The sequence below is a fragment of the Methylobacterium sp. D48H genome (assembly GCF_053345715.1).
Genome location: NZ_JBKFAP010000008.1, coordinates 160,918 through 176,509, shown reverse-complemented (window position 1 = coordinate 176,509; position 15,592 = coordinate 160,918). Strand labels below are relative to the sequence as shown.

The window sequence follows — 15,592 nt, the reverse complement described above, 5'->3', positions numbered from 1 at the left end:
CACGCGACACCATCCGGGCTAGCTTCCCCGTCGGACGACGACGTCGCTGCCCCGGCGACCGGCAGGCTCACCCCGACGATCCCATGCGGCCCCGCACGCCTCCCCTCTCCACGCTCAGGCTCTTCGAAGCGGCCGGCCGCCATCTCAGCTTCGCCCGCGCGGCGTCCGAACTGAACCTGACGCCGAGCGCCGTGAGCCACGGGATCGTCGGCCTCGAGAAGGCGCTGGGCGTCAAGCTGTTCGTCCGGGAGCCGGGCCGGCTGGCGCTGACGCGCGAGGGGGCCGAGTACCTGACCTACGTGTCCGAGGCGCTGTCCCTCATCCTGATCGGCACGCGCCGCCTGCCCACGCCGCGATCGGGCATGACCCTGGCCATCAGCTGCGCACCGACCCTGGCGACGCGGTGGCTGCTGCCCCGGCTCCCGGCCTTTCGCAGCCGCCACCCGCAGATCGCGATCCGGATCGACACCTCCCACCGGCAGGTCGGCTTCCCGATCGACGGCTTCGACTTCGCCCTCCGTCTCGGCCGGATCCCAACTCCGCGCCACCGCAGCGTCCGCCTGTTCGAGGATTGGCTGCTCCCCGTCTGCAGCCCGGCCCAGCACGGGGCCGTCACCGGTCCGGACGGCGCCCTCGACCTCCGGCGCGCGACGACGATCCACGTCACTTCCGCGACCGAGGACTGGCAGGCCTGGAGCGACGCGTCGGGGGCGGCGGAGCTGGCCTCGGCCGACACCCTGCACGTCGACACGTTCGCGATGGCGCTCCAGGCCGCGGCCGCGGGCCTCGGCGTCGCCCTCGGCCGGGGGGCGCTCATGGACCGGGAGCTGCGCGAGGGTACGCTCGTCGGGGTCGGCCCCGCCGTCCCGGCGGCGACCTCCCACTGGCTCGTGAGCGCCGAGGGCGACGACCGGCAGGAGCCCGACCTGTTCCGGACCTGGCTGCTGGCAGAGGCGCGCCGGTTCGCGGCCGAGCAGAAGCGGCGCTTCCCGACCGGCGCCGCCTGAGAGCCCGACGGGACCGGGACGGCGCGCCCCGCCCGTGAGCGCCGTTCACTGCCCGTGGAAATCTTCTCGTTTGTCGCGCCGGCCACCGGCTGCGACCGTCTCCGAAGGCGACAGCCAACGGAGGCCGCGATGGCAACGATCGGGCGCGCGCGCGCAGGGCGACGGGGCGGGTTGCCGGTGGTGCCGGTGGCGGTCGCGGCCGGCCTGGTTCTGAGCGGCGCGATGGGCATCCGGCAGACCTTCGGGCTGTTTATCGGGCCCTTCTCCCTCGAGACCGGCATCCCGGTGGCGACGACCGCCCTCGCCATCGCCCTGCACAACCTCGTCTGGGGCTTCGCGCAGCCCTTCGCGGGCGCGGCGGCGGACCGCTACGGGGCCGCGCCGGTCGTCGCCCTCGGCGCACTGGTCTACGCGGGCGGCCTCGTCCTGACGGCGCTCGCGCCGACGGCGCCGACGCTGCTGCTCGGCCTGGGGCTGCTGGTCGGGATCGGGATCAGCTGCACCAGCTTCGGCGTCGTTCTGACCGCGGTCGGTCGCGCCTCCGCACCGGAGCGTCGCAGCGCGGCTCTGGGCCTCGCGAGCGCCGGCGGCTCGCTCGGCCAGGTGCTGCTCGTCCCGTTCGCGCAGTCCGTCACCGCGGTCGCGGGCGTGAGCGCGGGGCTCCTCGCGCTCGCGGCGATCATCGTCGCGCTCGCGCCGCTCGGTGTCGCGCTCGACCGCGCGCCCCGCGCCGGCGTGCCCGACGGCTCTTCGGCGGCCGTCAGCCTGTCCGAGGCGCTCCTGCGGGCGTGGCGGCACCCGGGCTACCGGCTGCTGACGCTCGGCTTCTTCACCTGCGGCTTCCAGCTCGCCTTCATCGCGACGCACCTTCCGGGGTACCTCGACCTCTGCCACATGCCGGCGGGCCTGGGCGCGACCGCGCTGGCGCTGATCGGCCTGTTCAACATGGCCGGGAGCTGGGGGTGCGGCTGGCTCGGAGGCCGGTACCGGCCGCAGCACGTCCTGGTCTGGCTCTACCTCATCCGCGCCGCCGCGATCGGCACCTTCCTCGTCGCGCCGAAATCCGAGGCTGTCGTCCTCGCATTCGCGGCCGTGATGGGCCTGACCTGGCTGGGCACGGTCCCGCTGACGAGCGGCTTGGTGGCGCGGGTCTTCGGGATCCGTCACCTCGGGACGCTGTTCGGGATCGTCTTCCTCAGCCACCAGATCGGCTCGTTCCTCGGGGCGTGGCTGGGGGGCGTGGTTCTGGAGGTCTCCGGATCCTACGATGCGGTCTGGTTCGCCACGGCCCTCGCGGGCCTGATCGCCGCGCTCCTCCACCTCCCGATCGACGATCGTCCGGTCCCGGCGGCCACCGCCGAGGGGGTCCGATGACGCCCGTCCGCCACGCGCCGGCCGCGACCGCGGGTGTCGACGCGCGACCCGTGACGATCGCCTGCCGCGACGGCTACCGGCTCCGCGGCCACCTCTGGCGGCCCGAGGCGAGCCGACCGCCGGGCCGGGGCACGATCGTCGTCAATCCCGCGACCGGCGTCCGCGCGCGCTACTACCACGCCTACGCGCGGTTCCTGGCCGAGCGGGGCTTCGTCGTGCTCACCTACGATTACCGCGGGATCGGCGATTCGCGGCCCGCGCGCCTGAGGGGATCCGCCATCCGCTGGCGGGACTGGGGCGAGCTCGACTTCGACGCCGCCGTCCGATGGATTCGGCAGCGCGAGGCGGGGCCGCTCACGGTCGTCGGTCACAGCATCGGCGGCTTCCTCCCCGGCTTCGCCGAGGCCGCGGGCGCGGTGGACCGCATCCTCACCGTCGGCGCGCAATTCGCCTATCGCCGCGATTATCGCGCCCGCGAGAGGCTCAGCATGATCGCGAAGTGGCACCTGCTGATGCCGTGCGTGACCGCCGTCGTCGGCTACTTTCCCGGCCGTCGGCTCGGATGGCTCGAGGATCTGCCGGCCGGCGTGGCCTACGAGTGGGCATTCCGCGGGCGGCGCATGGAGGCGAGCTACCCGGCCGCCGAGCGCCCGGCCCTCCTCGCCCGCTTCGCCGTCGTCCGCGCCCCGATCCTGGCGGTCGGTACGCCGGACGACCCGTTCGGCACGCCGGCGGCGATCCGCCGGGGCCTCGGCTACTACGTGTCGAGCCCGCGCATCCAGGTACAGGTGACCGCGTCCGCGATCGGCGCGGAGGCGCCCGGCCATGTCAGCCTGTTCCACGCGCGCAGGAGCGGCGGATTCTGGGCCGACACGCTGCGCTGGCTGAGCGACGGACAGAATCCCTGGCCGGACTCCGTGATCGATCCGGGTCGCCCGATCCCCGCCTGACCGCGCGTATCGCGACGAACCGCTTCGGACGCGATTGAGAGGGCCTATCCCGCCCTGTGTCGCAGCTGCAGCGATCGCGCGATCTCCGAGCGCTTGGCGGCGTAACCCGGAGCCACCATCGGATAGTCGCGCGGCAGCCCGTACTTGGCGCGATATTCCTCCGGTGTCAGCCCGTAAGCCGTCAGGTGACGCTTGAGCGTCTTGTAGGACCTGCCGTCGATGAAGCTGATCAGGCCTTCGACCTGGATGGACGCGCGGATCTCCCGCGCGGTGGCGGCCTCGGGCGTCGCGACCGCGCGCGCCGGTCCCGCGCTGATCTGGCTCAGCATTTCGTACGTACTGGCTAAAATCTCACAGAGTTGAACAGGGGACACCGGATTCCGGATCACGTAGGCGCAGACGATCTTGATGGAATTTCTCAAGGACGAGTCAGAAATTTCTCCCGCACCGGCACCAACCTCAGGTAGCATACCTGCCATTCCCCCTCTAAATGCACCTTATGAGAGTTGTATATCAATTTTCGCATGTCAATCCGTCATCTTGATTGAGCTTCAAAAAAGAACATCGTGACCACTATTCTACTTATAGAAACAATGGCTACAAAATTTCTCAACCAGAAAGGGGCTTCATCCTCCCCGCGGATCTGGGTATCGGACAGGCTGCTGGACTGGATCTGCGACACGTCCGTGGCGGCGAGCCTGTCGGAAGCGGTCGCGCCGGTCCCGTACGGGACACCCACGGACGCGGATGGAGGCGCGATCGGCGGAATTCGCGCACGGCGGACGGTCGCCGACGACGCTGGCGCGACCGTTGCACCTCGGGTCCCAGGTCTGCGAAGAGCCCAGCCGGCACGGGACCGGATGCGGGGCGCCGGATCGCGTCGAGAGAGGATCATGACGGATCAATCCGCACGGACACGGGCGACAGAGTCCGGACGCCGTCCATGAAGGCGGGAGACGAGGGCGATCGCGTCGGGGCGATCTGCCAGGCCCTGAGGCGGGCCATCGTGGAACGGGCGCTCGCCCCCGGCGACCGGCTGCCGGAGGACGCCCTCGGCGAGCGGTTCGGGGTGAGCCGCACCATCGCCCGGCAGGCCCTGCTGCGGCTGGCCGGCGAGGGCTTGGTCGATCTGCGCCGCAACCGCATCGCCGTCGTGGCGACGCCCAGCTGGGAGGAGGCGCGCGACACCTTCGACGTGCGCCTCGGCCTGGAGCGGCTGGTGGTGCGCCGCCTCGCCGGGCGGCTCAGCGCGGAGCAGCGTCAGATCCTGCTGGACCAGATCGCGCGCGAGGAAGCCGCACGGGGCGGCCCCGAGGCGCTGTCGATCCGGCTCGCCACGGAGTTCCACCTGATGCTCGCCGAGATGACCGGCAGCGCCGTGCTGACCCGCTACGTCGCGGAACTCGGCTATCGCTGCGCCCTGATCCTGTCCCTCTACAGCCGCCCGCATTCCTCGGACTGCGCCGTGAGCGAGCACCGCGACATCGTCGCCGCCCTGGTCTCGGGCGACGCCGAGCGCGCCGCCGCGCTCATGGACCACCACCTCGACGCGGTCGCCGACCGGGCGCGGATCGTGCCCCCGGCCCCGCGCGAGCGCGATCTGGCACGCCTGCTGGCGCCCTACGTCGCGGGCGGCGGGGCCTGAGCCCGCCGCGTCAGGCCGTGAGGCCGTGCTTGGTCAGCAGGCGCTCGGCGCTGTCGTTCCAGACCTCCATGCCGACGATCAGCCCGTCGCGCACGGTGAAGCGGTCGACGTAGCGGTTGCCCTCGAACGGGGTGCCGTCCGGCCACGCGCCGTACAGGGTACCGAGGCTGTAGACCGTGGTGACGCCGTCGCCCGGCACCACATCCAGCCGCTCCATCCGCTTCTTCACCCAGGCGTAGCGGCCGGCATTGAAGGCCGTGACCTCGGACGGATGGTTGAACACCCGGGCGCCGGTGAACACGATCCGCGTGCCCGGCGCCATGTAGCGCGCAGCCGTCTCGGGATCCGGCACCATCGAGGCCTCCAGATAGGCGGTCACGTTGGCGGCGTCGCGCGCGGTCGCCGCGCTTTGGGTCACGTCAGTCATGCAGGCCTCCTGTCGGCCCAACGTGCCGCAAAAGGCCGGCCCGTGCATGCAGGAAGTGTATGCACTTTGACGCCAGATTGAGCACAGATTGCCTCCGACGATACAGGCACCGGTCTGTGCAGCGGCCGAAGCGGCCAATTCCTGGTGGCATGGAGGTTGCGCAAAGCAGGCTGCGCCCCGCTCCCGGAGACACGCCATGGCCTCCTTCCTGCCCCCGACCCTGCGCCGCTTCGCGGTGACGACGAGCGCCCTGCTCGGCCTCGCCGTCTCGGCCGCGCAGGCGGCCGACACCGTCAAGATCGGCCTCGTGACCGCCCTGAGCGGCCAGTCCGCGAAATCCGGCGAGGCGATCTCCCGCGGGATCGGTCTCGCCATCGACGAGATCAACGCCAAGGGCGGCGTCCTCGGAAGTCCCCTCGAACTCGTGGCCCGCGACGACGAGGCCAACCCGTCCAAGGGCGTGCTGGCGACCCGCGAGCTGATCCAGCGGGTCGGCGTCGTCGCGGTGGTCGGCGGCCTCGACACGCCGGTCTCGATGGCGATCGTGCCGATCGCCAACCAGATGAAGGTGCCGTTCATCGGCCCCTGGGCGGCCGGCACCGGCATCACCCGCAACGGCGCCGCCGACAACTACGCCTTCCGCGTCTCCGCGGTCGACGCCCTCGTCGACGAGGCGCTCGTCGCCTACGCGGTGAAGACCTACGGGGCGAAGAAGCCCGGCATGATCCTCGTCAACAACGCCTGGGGCGAGTCGAACCAGAAGGGCCTCAAGGACGCCCTGCAGGCGGCCAACCTCCCGGCGGCGGGCATCGAGAAGTACGAGGCCAACGACGTCGACATGGTGCCCCAGCTGTCCCGGCTGAAGGAGGCCGGGGCCGACGCGCTGTTCCTCGTCGGCAATGTCGGCCCCTCGGCCCAGGTGGTGAAGTCGCTGGACCGGATGGGCTGGTCGGTGCCGGTCGTCTCGCACTGGGGCCCGGCGGGCGGCCGCTTCGACGAGCTCGCCGGCCCGAGCGCCGGCAAGGTCCATTTCATCCAGACCTTCACCTTCGCGGGCAACGCGTCGCCGAAGGCGAGCGCGGTGCTCGACGCGCTCAAGGCCAAGTACCCGGCGATCAAGTCGATGGCCGACGTCACCCCCGCCGTCGGCATCGCCAACGCCTACGACGCGACGCACCTGCTGGCGCTCGCCATCCAGGCCGCCGGCTCCACCGAGGGCCCGAAGGTCCGCGACGGCTTCTACAAGATCGGCACCTATCCGGGCCTGATCAAAACCTACGCCACGCCCTTCGCCCCCGGCCAGCACGACGCGCTCGGCCCGAACGACTACGTGTTCACCCGCTTCAAGGACGGTGAGATCGTCGCGGTGACCAACTGAGCCCGGCGATGCTGACCTCCATCCTCGTCAGCGGCCTCGGCCTCGGCAGCATGTACGGGCTCGTGGCCCTGGGCTTCCACGTGACCTACGCGGTGTCGGGGACCGTGAACTTCGCGCAGGGGAGCGTCGTCACCCTGGGCGCGGTCCTGGCCTACGCGCTCGGCGTCACCCTCGGCTGGCCGATGCCGGCCGCGATCGTCCTGGCGCTCGCCGGCTGCGCCCTGTTCGGCCTCTTGGTCGAGCGGGCGCTGGTCCGCCCATTCGTGGCGCGCGGCTCGGACGCGTGGCTGCTCGCGACGGTGGCGGGCGGCATCGTCCTCGACAACACCGTGCTGTTCACCTTCGGCAAGGAGCCGCGCAGCTTGCCGTCCCCGCTGGCGACGAAGCCGGTGGAGATCCTCGGGACCGGCATCTACCCGCTGCAGCTCGTGATCCCGGTGGTCGGGATCGCGCTGGCCTTCGCGATCCGCACGGTGTTCCGGAAGACCGATCTCGGCCGTGTCCTGCTCGCCGTGGCGCAGAACGCCGACGCCGCCCGGCTGATGGGGATCGACGTGCGCCGCACCGTGGCCTGCGCCTTCGCGCTCTCGGCGGTGCTCGCCGGCATCGCGGGCCTGCTGATCGCGCCGCTCTTCTCGGTCTCGGCCGAGCTCGGCACGCTGTTCGGCATCAAGGCCTTCGCGGTCGCGATCCTCGGCGGCATCGGCTCCGCCACCGGGGTGATCCTGGCGGGGCTGCTCTACGGCCTGGTCGAGGCCGGCGTCACCGCGACCCTCGGCTCGACCTACACGCAGCTCGTGGTGTTCTCGGTGATCATCCTGGCCCTCACCCTGCGCCCCGACGGCCTGCTCGGCCGCGCCGCGGTCAACAAGGTCTGACGCGATGCCGTACCTGCGCTCAGGCCCGGCGATGCGGCTCGGCATCGCCGGCCTCACCGCCGCCGCGCTCGGCCTCGTGGCGCTGACCGCCGGCTACAGCCACTTCGTCATCGCCCTCGTGGCGCTGACCACGGTGGCCGGCGTCGGCCTCAACGTGCTCCTCGGCCTGACGGGGCTGATCTCCTTCGGCCAGGCCGGCTTCTACGCGATCGGCGCCTACGCGAGCGCGATCCTGACGCTCCACGGCGTCAGCTTCTGGCTGGCGCTCCCGGCGGCGGCCCTGATCGCGGCGCTCGTCGGCGGCCTCGTGGCAGTGCCGGCGATGCGGGTGAAGGGCCCCTACCTCGCCATGCTGACGATCGCCTTCGGCTTCATCGTCGAGCACGGCCTGATCGAGGGCGGCGAGCTGACCGGCGGCCAGAACGGCCTCGTCGTGACCGACGCGCCGAGCCTCCTCGGCGAGCCGGTGAGTGCGGCCGGCCTCGCGGTGCTGGCGGTGCTCGCGGCCGGGGCGAGCCTCGCCGGGTTCGATCTCCTCGCCCGCAGCCGCCTCGGCCGGGCGATGCGCGCCGTGCGCGACGCCGACGTCGCCGCGGCGGCTCTGGGCTTCGACCCGGTCCGGGTGAAGACCCTGGCCTTCGCGATCTCCGCCGCCCTGACCGGCCTCGCGGGGGCTGTCCTGCCGCCGCTGATGCTGTTCATCGCGCCGAGCTCGTTCCCGTTCTCGCAGTCGATCCTGTTCGTCCTCTCGGTGATCGTCGGCGGCGCCGGCACGGTGCTCGGCCCACTCCTCGGGGCCCTCGTCACCGTGCTGCTGCCGGAGGCGCTGTCCGGCCTCGCCGAGTACCGCCTGCTGTTCTTCGGCATCGCGACCCTGGCGGTGCTGTGGCTGGTGCCCTCGGGGCTGGTCGGCAGCCTCGCCCGGCTGCTGCCCCGGGGCCGCGACGAGGCGGCCCCCCCGGAGAGCGGGGAGTTACCGCTGCCCGGCACGGCGGCGCGCGAGGCCCTCGTCCTGGAGGGCGTCGGCATCCGCTTCGGCGGCATCACGGCGGCGGACGGCGTCGACCTCACGGCGCGGCCGGCGGCGGTCACCAGCGTGATCGGCCCGAACGGGGCCGGCAAGACCACCGTGCTCAACATGGTCTCGGGCTTCTACCGCCCGAGCGCCGGGGCGATCCGGCGGGGCGGGCGCGACCTCGCCGGGCGGCCGGCCCACGTCGTCGCCCGCGCCGGCATCGCGCGCACCTACCAGACCACGCGCCTGTTCGGCTCGCTGCCGGTGGCCGACAACGTCGCCCTCGGTCTCGCGCCGGGCCGGCTCTGGCGCCGCGCGCGGGCGCGGGACCGCGCGACGGCCGCCGCGCTCCTCGCCTTCGTCGGCTACCGGGGTGCCCTCGACCGCCCGGCCGCCGAGCTGCCCCACGTCGACCGGCGGCTCGTGGAGATCGCCCGGGCGCTCGCCGGCAGCCCCGCGGTGCTACTCCTCGACGAGCCCGCCGCCGGCCTGTCGCGGGCCGACACCGACCGGCTGGCCCGGCTGATCCGCCGGATCGCCGACAGCGGCGTCGCGGTGGTGCTGGTCGAGCATGACATGCCGCTGGTGATGGGCATCTCCGACCACATCCTCGTCATGGATGCCGGCCGCCCGATCGCGCGCGGCACGCCCGCCGAGATCCGGCGCGACCCGGCGGTGCTGCGCGCCTATCTGGGCGGCGCCGACACCCCGGCCCGGCCGCGGAGCGCGCCGTGGCAGGGACCGGCGGACGCCGTCCTCTCGGTCCTCGACCTGACCGCCGGCTACGGCGCCGCGCCCGTCCTCGACGGCGTCCATCTCGACGTGCGTCCCGGCGAGACCGTCGCCCTGCTGGGCGCGAACGGCGCCGGCAAGTCCACGGCCATGCGGGCGCTGGCGGGGCTTCTGCGCCCGGTCGCGGGATCGGTCGTGTTCGACGACCGGCGCGTCGAGGCGCTGCCCGCGCACCGGATCGCCAGAAGCGGGCTCGTCCTGGTGCCGGAGGGCCGGCAGGTCTTCCCGGAGCTCACCGTCGTCGAGAACATCCGCCTCGGCGCCTTCGGGCGCGGGTCGCCGATCGACCCGGCCGAGGTCGAGCGCCTGCTCGACCGGTTCCCGCGGCTGCGCGACCGGGCGGCAAGCCGGGCGGGCCTGCTCTCCGGCGGCGAGCAGCAGATGCTGGCGATCGCCCGCGGGTTGATGGCGCACCCGCGCATCCTGCTCCTCGACGAGCCATCGCTGGGCCTCGCCCCGGCGATGATCAACGCCCTCTACGCCACCGTGGCCGAACTGCGCGACGAGGGCGTCACCATCCTGATCGTCGACCAGATGGCGGCGCTGGCCCTCACGGTCGCCGACCGCGGTTACGTGCTGGAGCAGGGCCGGGTCGTCGCGCGCGGAACCGCCGCGGAACTGTCGGCGGACAAGGGGCTGGAAGCGGCCTATCTCGGTGCGGCGTAAGGGGGGCCCTGATGGACACGAATGCCGGACACGGTCGCTACGGCTACAGCGCCCTCCCCGACCGGCCGGTCTACGACTGGCCGGAGGGCAAGCGGCTGGCCGTCTATGTCGGGCTCAACCTCGAGACCTTCGCGTTCGGCGAGGGCCTGGGCGCCGAGCTGGCGCCGGGCGGCCCGCAGCCGGACGTGCTCAACTACGCGTGGCGCGACTGGGGCAACCGGGTCGGCGCGTGGCGGATCGCCGAGATGCTGGACGCTCTGGCGATGCCGGCGAGCGTGCTCGTCAACAGCAACCTCTACCGGGACTGCCCCGGGCTGATCGAGGCGTTCCGGGCGCGGGGCGACGAGATCGTCGGCCACGGGCGAACCAACGCCGAGCGGCAGGGTACCCTCGACGAGGACGCGGAGCGGGCCCTGATCGCCGAGACGACCCGCGAGATCGCCGCGCGGGAGGGCCGCCCGCCGGCCGGCTGGCTCGGGCCCTGGATCTCGCAGTCGCGGGTGACGCCCGACCTGCTCGCCGAGGCCGGATACCGCTACCTGCTCGACTGGGACCACGACGACCAGCCGACCTGGTTCGCGACCCGCGGCGGCGGCCGGATCCTGACGGTGCCCTACCCGCAGGAACTCAACGACATCCCCGCCATCGTCGCCCGCAAGGAGACGGGCCGCCAGTTCGCCGAAGCCATCGTCGACGCCTTCGAAGAAATGTTGGAGCAGTCTCGGGGCGCGCCGCTGGTGATGGGCATCGCGCTCCATCCCTACATCGTCGGGCGCCCGCACCGGCTGCGGCCCCTGCGGCAGGCGCTCCGGCACATCGCAGACCGCCGCGACGCCATCTGGCTCACCACCGCCGGGGCGATCGCCGACCACATCGTGGCGCGGGAGGCCGCGCCGCGCTGACGCGGCCCTGACCCCGGCGGGCTCAGAGCACCTGCGACAGGAACCGGCGCGTGCGCTCGTCCTGGGCGGAGGCGAAGAAGGTCGCGGGCGGCCCGTGCTCGACGATCACGCCGCGGTCGGTGAAGTAGATGTGGTCGGCGACGTCGCGGGCGAAGTTCATCTCGTGCGTGACGAGCATGCAGGTCATGCCCTCCTCGGCGAGTTCCCGGATCGTCACCAGCACCTCCTTGACCGTCTCCGGATCGAGGGCGGCGGTGACCTCGTCGAACAGCATCACGTCCGGCCGCATCGCCAGCGAGCGGGCGATGGCCACGCGCTGCTGCTGGCCGCCGGACAGCTCGCCCGGATAGGCGTTCTCCTTGCCGGCCAGCCGGACCTTGGCGAGGAGCGCCCTTGCCCGGGCCTCGACCTCGCGCTTCTCCTGCCCGAGGACGTGGATGGGGGCCATCATCACGTTCTGCAGCGCCGTCTTGTGCGGGAACAGGTTGTACTGCTGGAACACCATGCCGACCTTGCGGCGCAGCGCCAGCTTGTCGAGCCGCGGATCGGTCACCTCGATCCCCTCGACCTGGATCGAGCCCGCGCTCACCGGCACCAGGGCGTTGACGCAGCGGATCAGCGTCGACTTGCCCGAGCCCGAGGGGCCGATGATGCAGACGACCTCGCCCTTGCGGACGTCGAAGCTGATCCCCTTCAGCACCTCGAACGTCCCGAAGGACTTGTGCACGTCGACGACGCGGACGATCGGCTGATCGGGGGTCCAGCTCGGGGACGGGGTGGCGGCCGGGGTCGCGCGCGTCATGGTCTCAGCGGGTCTCGAAGCGGCGTTCCAGGGCGGCGGTGAACCGGTCGATCGGGTAGCAGTAGAGGAAGAAGCAGAGCAGCGCGAAGCCGTAGAGCGGCGCGAACAGCTCGGGGCGGCCGCCCTCGGCGGCGTGCACCTGCGCGGTCAGCGTCAGCATCTCGGTGACACCGACGATGGAGGCCTGCACGGTCGCCATCGCGATGAGCGAGTAGACGTTCATCCAGGGCGGCAGCATGCGCTTCGCGCACTGGGGCAGGATGATGCGCCACATCGTCTGCCGCCGGGTGAAGGCCAGGGATTCGGCGGCCTCCCACTGGGTGTTGGGCACCGAGCGCACCGCGCCGCGGACGATCTCGGCGACGTTGGCCATGACCGGCAGGCTGAAGCCGAAGGTCGCCTTCACCCAGTCGGGCAGCGGCACGCGGACGCCGAACACCGTGACCTGGAACGGGACGAGGAACATCACGAAGAACAGCAGCACCAGCCAGGGCACGTTGCGGAAGACCTGCGTGGCGCACCACGCGAGTCGGGGCAGGATCCGCCCCTCGGCCAGCATGGCCAGCCCGAGCCCGATGCCCGCCACCGTGCCGATCGCCATCGCCATCAGCGAGATCGCCACGTTGAACGCGAAGCCCGTGAGCAGGAGGGGCGCCCACTTGATCACGACCTCCAGCGGCGACAGCGCGGGGGCCGCGCCCTGCGCCCAAGCCGGCAGGGCGACGAGGGCGAGCGCTGTCAGCAGCCAGAAATGGGCCGGGCGCAGGCGCGCCGCCGCGCGGTCCTTCGGGAGCGCGAAGGGCAGCAGCACCGGCAGGTCGCCCGGTCGCCCGCCCCGCGGATCGGCAGCTTTCATCGGCCGTATCCCGGGATCCGCAGGGCGCGTTCCCAGCGGTGCATGATCCAGACGAGCACGCCGACGAGGACCGCGTAGGTCGCGAGCAGCACCAGCATCATCTCCAGCACGTTCTGCGACTCGGACCAGATCTGCTTCACCGCGTACAGCGTCTCCGGGACCGCGATGGCGTAGGCCAGTGTGGTGGTCTTCAGGAGGTTGATCAGGTTGTTGTTGAGCGCCGGCAGGCAGACCCGCAGGGCCAGCGGCAGGACGACGTACCGGTAGGCCTTGAAGCGGGTGTAGCCCAGGGCCTCGGCGGCCTCGACCGTGGTCCGCGGCACCGCCTCGATGCCGGAGCGGAAGATCTCGACGTTGAACGCGCCCGCGAACAGCGACAGCGAGATGATCGCCCACTGGACATTGTTGAGGATCGGCGCGCGCAGGCCGTCGGCCGAGCGGATGTCCGGGAGCAGCGTCCCGAGGCCGAAATAGAAGAAGAAGATCTGCACGAGCGGCGGCGTGTTGCGAAAGACCACCACGAAGCCGTTGATCAGCGCCCGCAGGACGCGCGACGGCCCGCTCTGCAGGAGCGCGCCGACGGCGCCGATGACGAGGCTCGCCAGGATCGTGCTGATCCCGAGGAGCAGCGTCATCCGCAGGCCGGCCACGTACCGGTCCCAGTCGTAGGGATCGTAGAAGACCGTGAAGTTGAAGCCCGTGGTCTCGTAGAGCTGCTGGAACCACGCCTGGATCGTGGCGATCATCGCGGGCTAACGCTCGGTGTTGTCGCGCAGAACCGCATCAGTTGGTCGCGTTCTTGTACTTCTCGTGCATCGCCTTCGAGTAAGCGGTCGGCTCGATGCCCCACTTCTTCTCCTCGTTGACGATGAAGCCGGTCTTCATCCAGTCCTTGGTGGCGTCCTCGACCGCGGCCTGGAGCGTGGTGTTGCCCTGCGCCACCGCCATCATCCACGGGGCGTCGAGGATGCCCTTGAGCGGCAGCGCGTAGTTGGCCTTCCAGTCGTCGTCGAGCAGCTTACCCTGCAGCATGCTCTGGTCGTAGACGTAGCCGATGCAGTTGCCCTGCTTGAGCGCGAAGAGCGGCTTCTCGGATCCGTCGAAGGCGACGATCTCCGCACCGTAGGTCCGCGCGACGTCCTTGTTGTACCAGGCGCCCGAGGTGGCGCAGAGCGGCTTGCCCTTGAGCTGCGCCCAGTCGGTGATGCCGGACGACTTGGGCAGCAGGACGTTCACGAAGTCGGAATAGTAGTTCGGGTCGATCGCCTGCACCACGCGGCGTCGCTCCGGCTTGTCCGACAGGGTGGCGATCAGCAGATCGACCTTGCCCTGCTGCAGGAACTCGATCCGGTTGGCCGAGACGACCGGCACGAGCTCGAGCTTCACGCCGAGCCGCTTGGCGAGGTCGGCGGCGAGGTCGGGCTCCAGGCCGATGATGGTCCCGCTCGGGTCGCGGAAGCCGAACGGCTTGTAATCCGCCTTCACGCCGACGATCAGCGTTCCGCGCTTCTTGATCGCGTCGACGCCGTCGGCGGCCGTGGCCCGGCCGGGCAGCGCGACGGTCGAGAACGCCGCGAGCGCGGCCAGCGCACCGGTGGTCAGAAGGGTGCGGACGGTGAGACGCATCGGATCTTTCCTGCTCGGGTCGACGGATCTTGGCATGGTTTCAAGCAATCCACGAGCCATCGGTCGGCGCATCAACTGAAACGTGCCAGAGCGAAGGGCTTGAGATCGACGGTGCTACCGGTCCCGGCCAGCTCCGCGGCGACGGCCTCGCCGATGCCGGCCGAGTGCTTGAAGCCGTGCCCCGAGCAGGCGGAGACGACCAGGACCCGCTCCATCGCGGGATGCCGGTCGATGATGAAGCCGCGGTCGGGGGTCACCGTGTAGACGCAGGCGGCGGCCTGGACGACCTCCGGGGTCGCGCCGGCCAGCCGGTTCGCGACGCGCAGCCGGTACATGTCGTCGGATTCCGACGGGTCGACGCGGCGCTCCACCCCGTCGGCGGTGGTGGTGGTGCTGTACTGCTCCGTCGCGACCTTGATGGACCCGTCCAGCGGCGGGAAGCCGTAGAGGTATTCCGTGTCGCTCGTCCCGTACATCCAGATGAAGACCGGCGCGTGCGGCCCGTAGGCAGTCTCGTCCGCGAGCGCGTACCAGTGCAGCAGTTGGCGACGGACGGTCAGGAGCCGGTCGAAGGGGCTCCCGAGCAGGGGGGCCGTCCAGGCGCCCGCGGCCACGACGGCGCGGTCGGCCAGGATGGTCTCCTCCGCCGTCTCGATGCGGACGCCGCTCCCGTCCTGCTGCAGCGCGACCACCGTGCAGTTGGTGCGGATCTCGGCGCCCGCGGCACCCGCGCGGCCGAGCTGCGCCGCGAGGCAGCGCTCCGGGAACACGTAGCCGCCGCCCGGCTCGTAATAGGCCTTCTCATCGCCCGCGAGGTTCAGGAATTGCGGGAAGCGGCGGGCCACCTCCGCGCCGGTGAGCACCTCGTGGACGATGCCGGCGCCCTCCGCGGCGCTGATGGACCGGCCCACGAAGTCCGGTTTGCCGTGGTGCGAGGAGACGCCGTGGCCCGGGGCCATGACGAGCGCCCCGCAGGCGTTCAGCAGGGTCTCGCCCGTCTCGGCCTCCAGCTCGCGCCAGATGCGGTGCGAGGCGGTGACGAAGGGGACGTAGTCGGCGCCCTCACCGACCGCCTGACGGGTGATCCGCGTCTCGCCGTGGCTCGACCCGAGCGCGTGGGGCGGCGCGAAGCGGTCGAGCCCGATGACCGCGGCGCCCCGCTTCGCCAGCTGGTAGAGCGCGGCGCTGCCCATCGCGCCGAGCCCCAGCACGGCGACGTCGTAGCGGCGGCTCACGGCCGACACTCCCGCTGGCTTCCGGGACGGGCCGCCGCG

Annotated in this window: 15 protein-coding genes; 8 read left to right on the top strand and 7 right to left on the bottom strand. The window is 71.7% G+C overall.

All coding sequences use genetic code 11. From position 1 onward, the window contains the following. The first annotated feature begins 83 nt into the window (after positions 1-83). The 3 genes from ACLBX8_RS16210 to ACLBX8_RS16200 all read left to right on the top strand — a co-directional run bounded on the left by ACLBX8_RS16210 (position 84) and on the right by ACLBX8_RS16200 (position 3,331). Positions 84-1,007 carry a LysR substrate-binding domain-containing protein gene (locus ACLBX8_RS16210; protein ID WP_447698968.1) on the top strand — a complete coding sequence of 308 codons (924 nt, stop codon included), beginning with the start codon at positions 84-86 and terminating at the stop codon, positions 1,005-1,007. Positions 1,008-1,136: 129 nt separating this feature from the next. After that, positions 1,137-2,381 carry an MFS transporter gene (locus ACLBX8_RS16205; protein WP_447715502.1) on the top strand — a complete coding sequence of 415 codons (1,245 nt, stop codon included), beginning with the start codon at positions 1,137-1,139 and terminating at the stop codon, positions 2,379-2,381. Next, positions 2,378-3,331, top strand: a complete 954-nt coding sequence (locus ACLBX8_RS16200) for an alpha/beta hydrolase family protein (RefSeq protein WP_447698970.1) — start codon at positions 2,378-2,380, stop codon at positions 3,329-3,331. The genes ACLBX8_RS16205 and ACLBX8_RS16200 overlap by 4 nt, the downstream gene beginning before the upstream one ends. A 44-nt stretch (positions 3,332-3,375) precedes the next feature. Here the strand turns inward: ACLBX8_RS16200 and ACLBX8_RS16195 are convergent, their stop codons facing one another. Beyond that, positions 3,376-3,801, bottom strand: coding sequence for a MucR family transcriptional regulator (locus ACLBX8_RS16195; RefSeq protein WP_447698971.1), 426 nt, complete (start codon positions 3,799-3,801; stop codon positions 3,376-3,378). A gap of 473 nt (positions 3,802-4,274) precedes the next feature. Between ACLBX8_RS16195 and ACLBX8_RS16190 the strand changes: the two genes are divergently transcribed. Next, entirely contained in the window at positions 4,275-4,976 is a 702-nt protein-coding gene (locus ACLBX8_RS16190) for a GntR family transcriptional regulator (protein ID WP_447698972.1), read from the top strand. A gap of 10 nt (positions 4,977-4,986) precedes the next feature. On the opposite strand, the gene ACLBX8_RS16185 is transcribed toward ACLBX8_RS16190, so the two are convergent. Next, positions 4,987-5,403, bottom strand: a complete 417-nt coding sequence (locus tag ACLBX8_RS16185) for a nuclear transport factor 2 family protein (RefSeq protein WP_273559235.1) — start codon at positions 5,401-5,403, stop codon at positions 4,987-4,989. Positions 5,404-5,599: 196 nt separating this feature from the next. On the opposite strand from ACLBX8_RS16185, the gene ACLBX8_RS16180 reads away from it, so the two are divergent. From ACLBX8_RS16180 to ACLBX8_RS16165, 4 genes are read left to right on the top strand one after another with little or no spacing between them, the layout of a single operon-like run. Next, a complete protein-coding gene (locus ACLBX8_RS16180; RefSeq protein WP_447698973.1) occupies positions 5,600-6,781 on the top strand; it encodes an ABC transporter substrate-binding protein in 1,182 nt (393 codons plus the stop codon). An 8-nt stretch (positions 6,782-6,789) separates the two neighbouring features. Next, entirely contained in the window at positions 6,790-7,659 is an 870-nt protein-coding gene (locus tag ACLBX8_RS16175; protein ID WP_447698974.1) for a branched-chain amino acid ABC transporter permease, read from the top strand. 4 nt (positions 7,660-7,663) lie between these two features. After that, positions 7,664-10,132 carry a branched-chain amino acid ABC transporter ATP-binding protein/permease gene (locus ACLBX8_RS16170; RefSeq protein ID WP_447698975.1) on the top strand — a complete coding sequence of 823 codons (2,469 nt, stop codon included), beginning with the start codon at positions 7,664-7,666 and terminating at the stop codon, positions 10,130-10,132. Between the two features lie 11 nt (positions 10,133-10,143). After that, positions 10,144-11,034, top strand: a complete 891-nt coding sequence (locus tag ACLBX8_RS16165; RefSeq protein ID WP_447698976.1) for a polysaccharide deacetylase family protein — start codon at positions 10,144-10,146, stop codon at positions 11,032-11,034. Positions 11,035-11,056: 22 nt separating this feature from the next. Here ACLBX8_RS16165 and ACLBX8_RS16160 read toward each other — a convergent pair whose 3' ends face one another. The 5 genes from ACLBX8_RS16160 to solA form a co-directional block, all read right to left on the bottom strand. Next, complete coding sequence (locus ACLBX8_RS16160; protein ID WP_447698977.1) at positions 11,057-11,836, bottom strand: amino acid ABC transporter ATP-binding protein; 780 nt, start codon at positions 11,834-11,836, stop codon at positions 11,057-11,059. Positions 11,837-11,840: 4 nt separating this feature from the next. Then, positions 11,841-12,692, bottom strand: a complete 852-nt coding sequence (locus tag ACLBX8_RS16155; protein ID WP_447698978.1) for an amino acid ABC transporter permease — start codon at positions 12,690-12,692, stop codon at positions 11,841-11,843. Next, positions 12,689-13,438, bottom strand: a complete 750-nt coding sequence (locus ACLBX8_RS16150; RefSeq protein WP_447698979.1) for an amino acid ABC transporter permease — start codon at positions 13,436-13,438, stop codon at positions 12,689-12,691. Before ACLBX8_RS16150 ends, ACLBX8_RS16155 begins: the two co-directional genes overlap by 4 nt. A 37-nt stretch (positions 13,439-13,475) precedes the next feature. Further along, positions 13,476-14,318 carry a transporter substrate-binding domain-containing protein gene (locus ACLBX8_RS16145; protein WP_020093110.1) on the bottom strand — a complete coding sequence of 281 codons (843 nt, stop codon included), beginning with the start codon at positions 14,316-14,318 and terminating at the stop codon, positions 13,476-13,478. Between the two features lie 71 nt (positions 14,319-14,389). Then, positions 14,390-15,562, bottom strand: a complete 1,173-nt coding sequence (gene solA / locus ACLBX8_RS16140; protein ID WP_447715501.1) for an N-methyl-L-tryptophan oxidase — start codon at positions 15,560-15,562, stop codon at positions 14,390-14,392. Positions 15,563-15,592 lie beyond the last annotated feature (30 nt).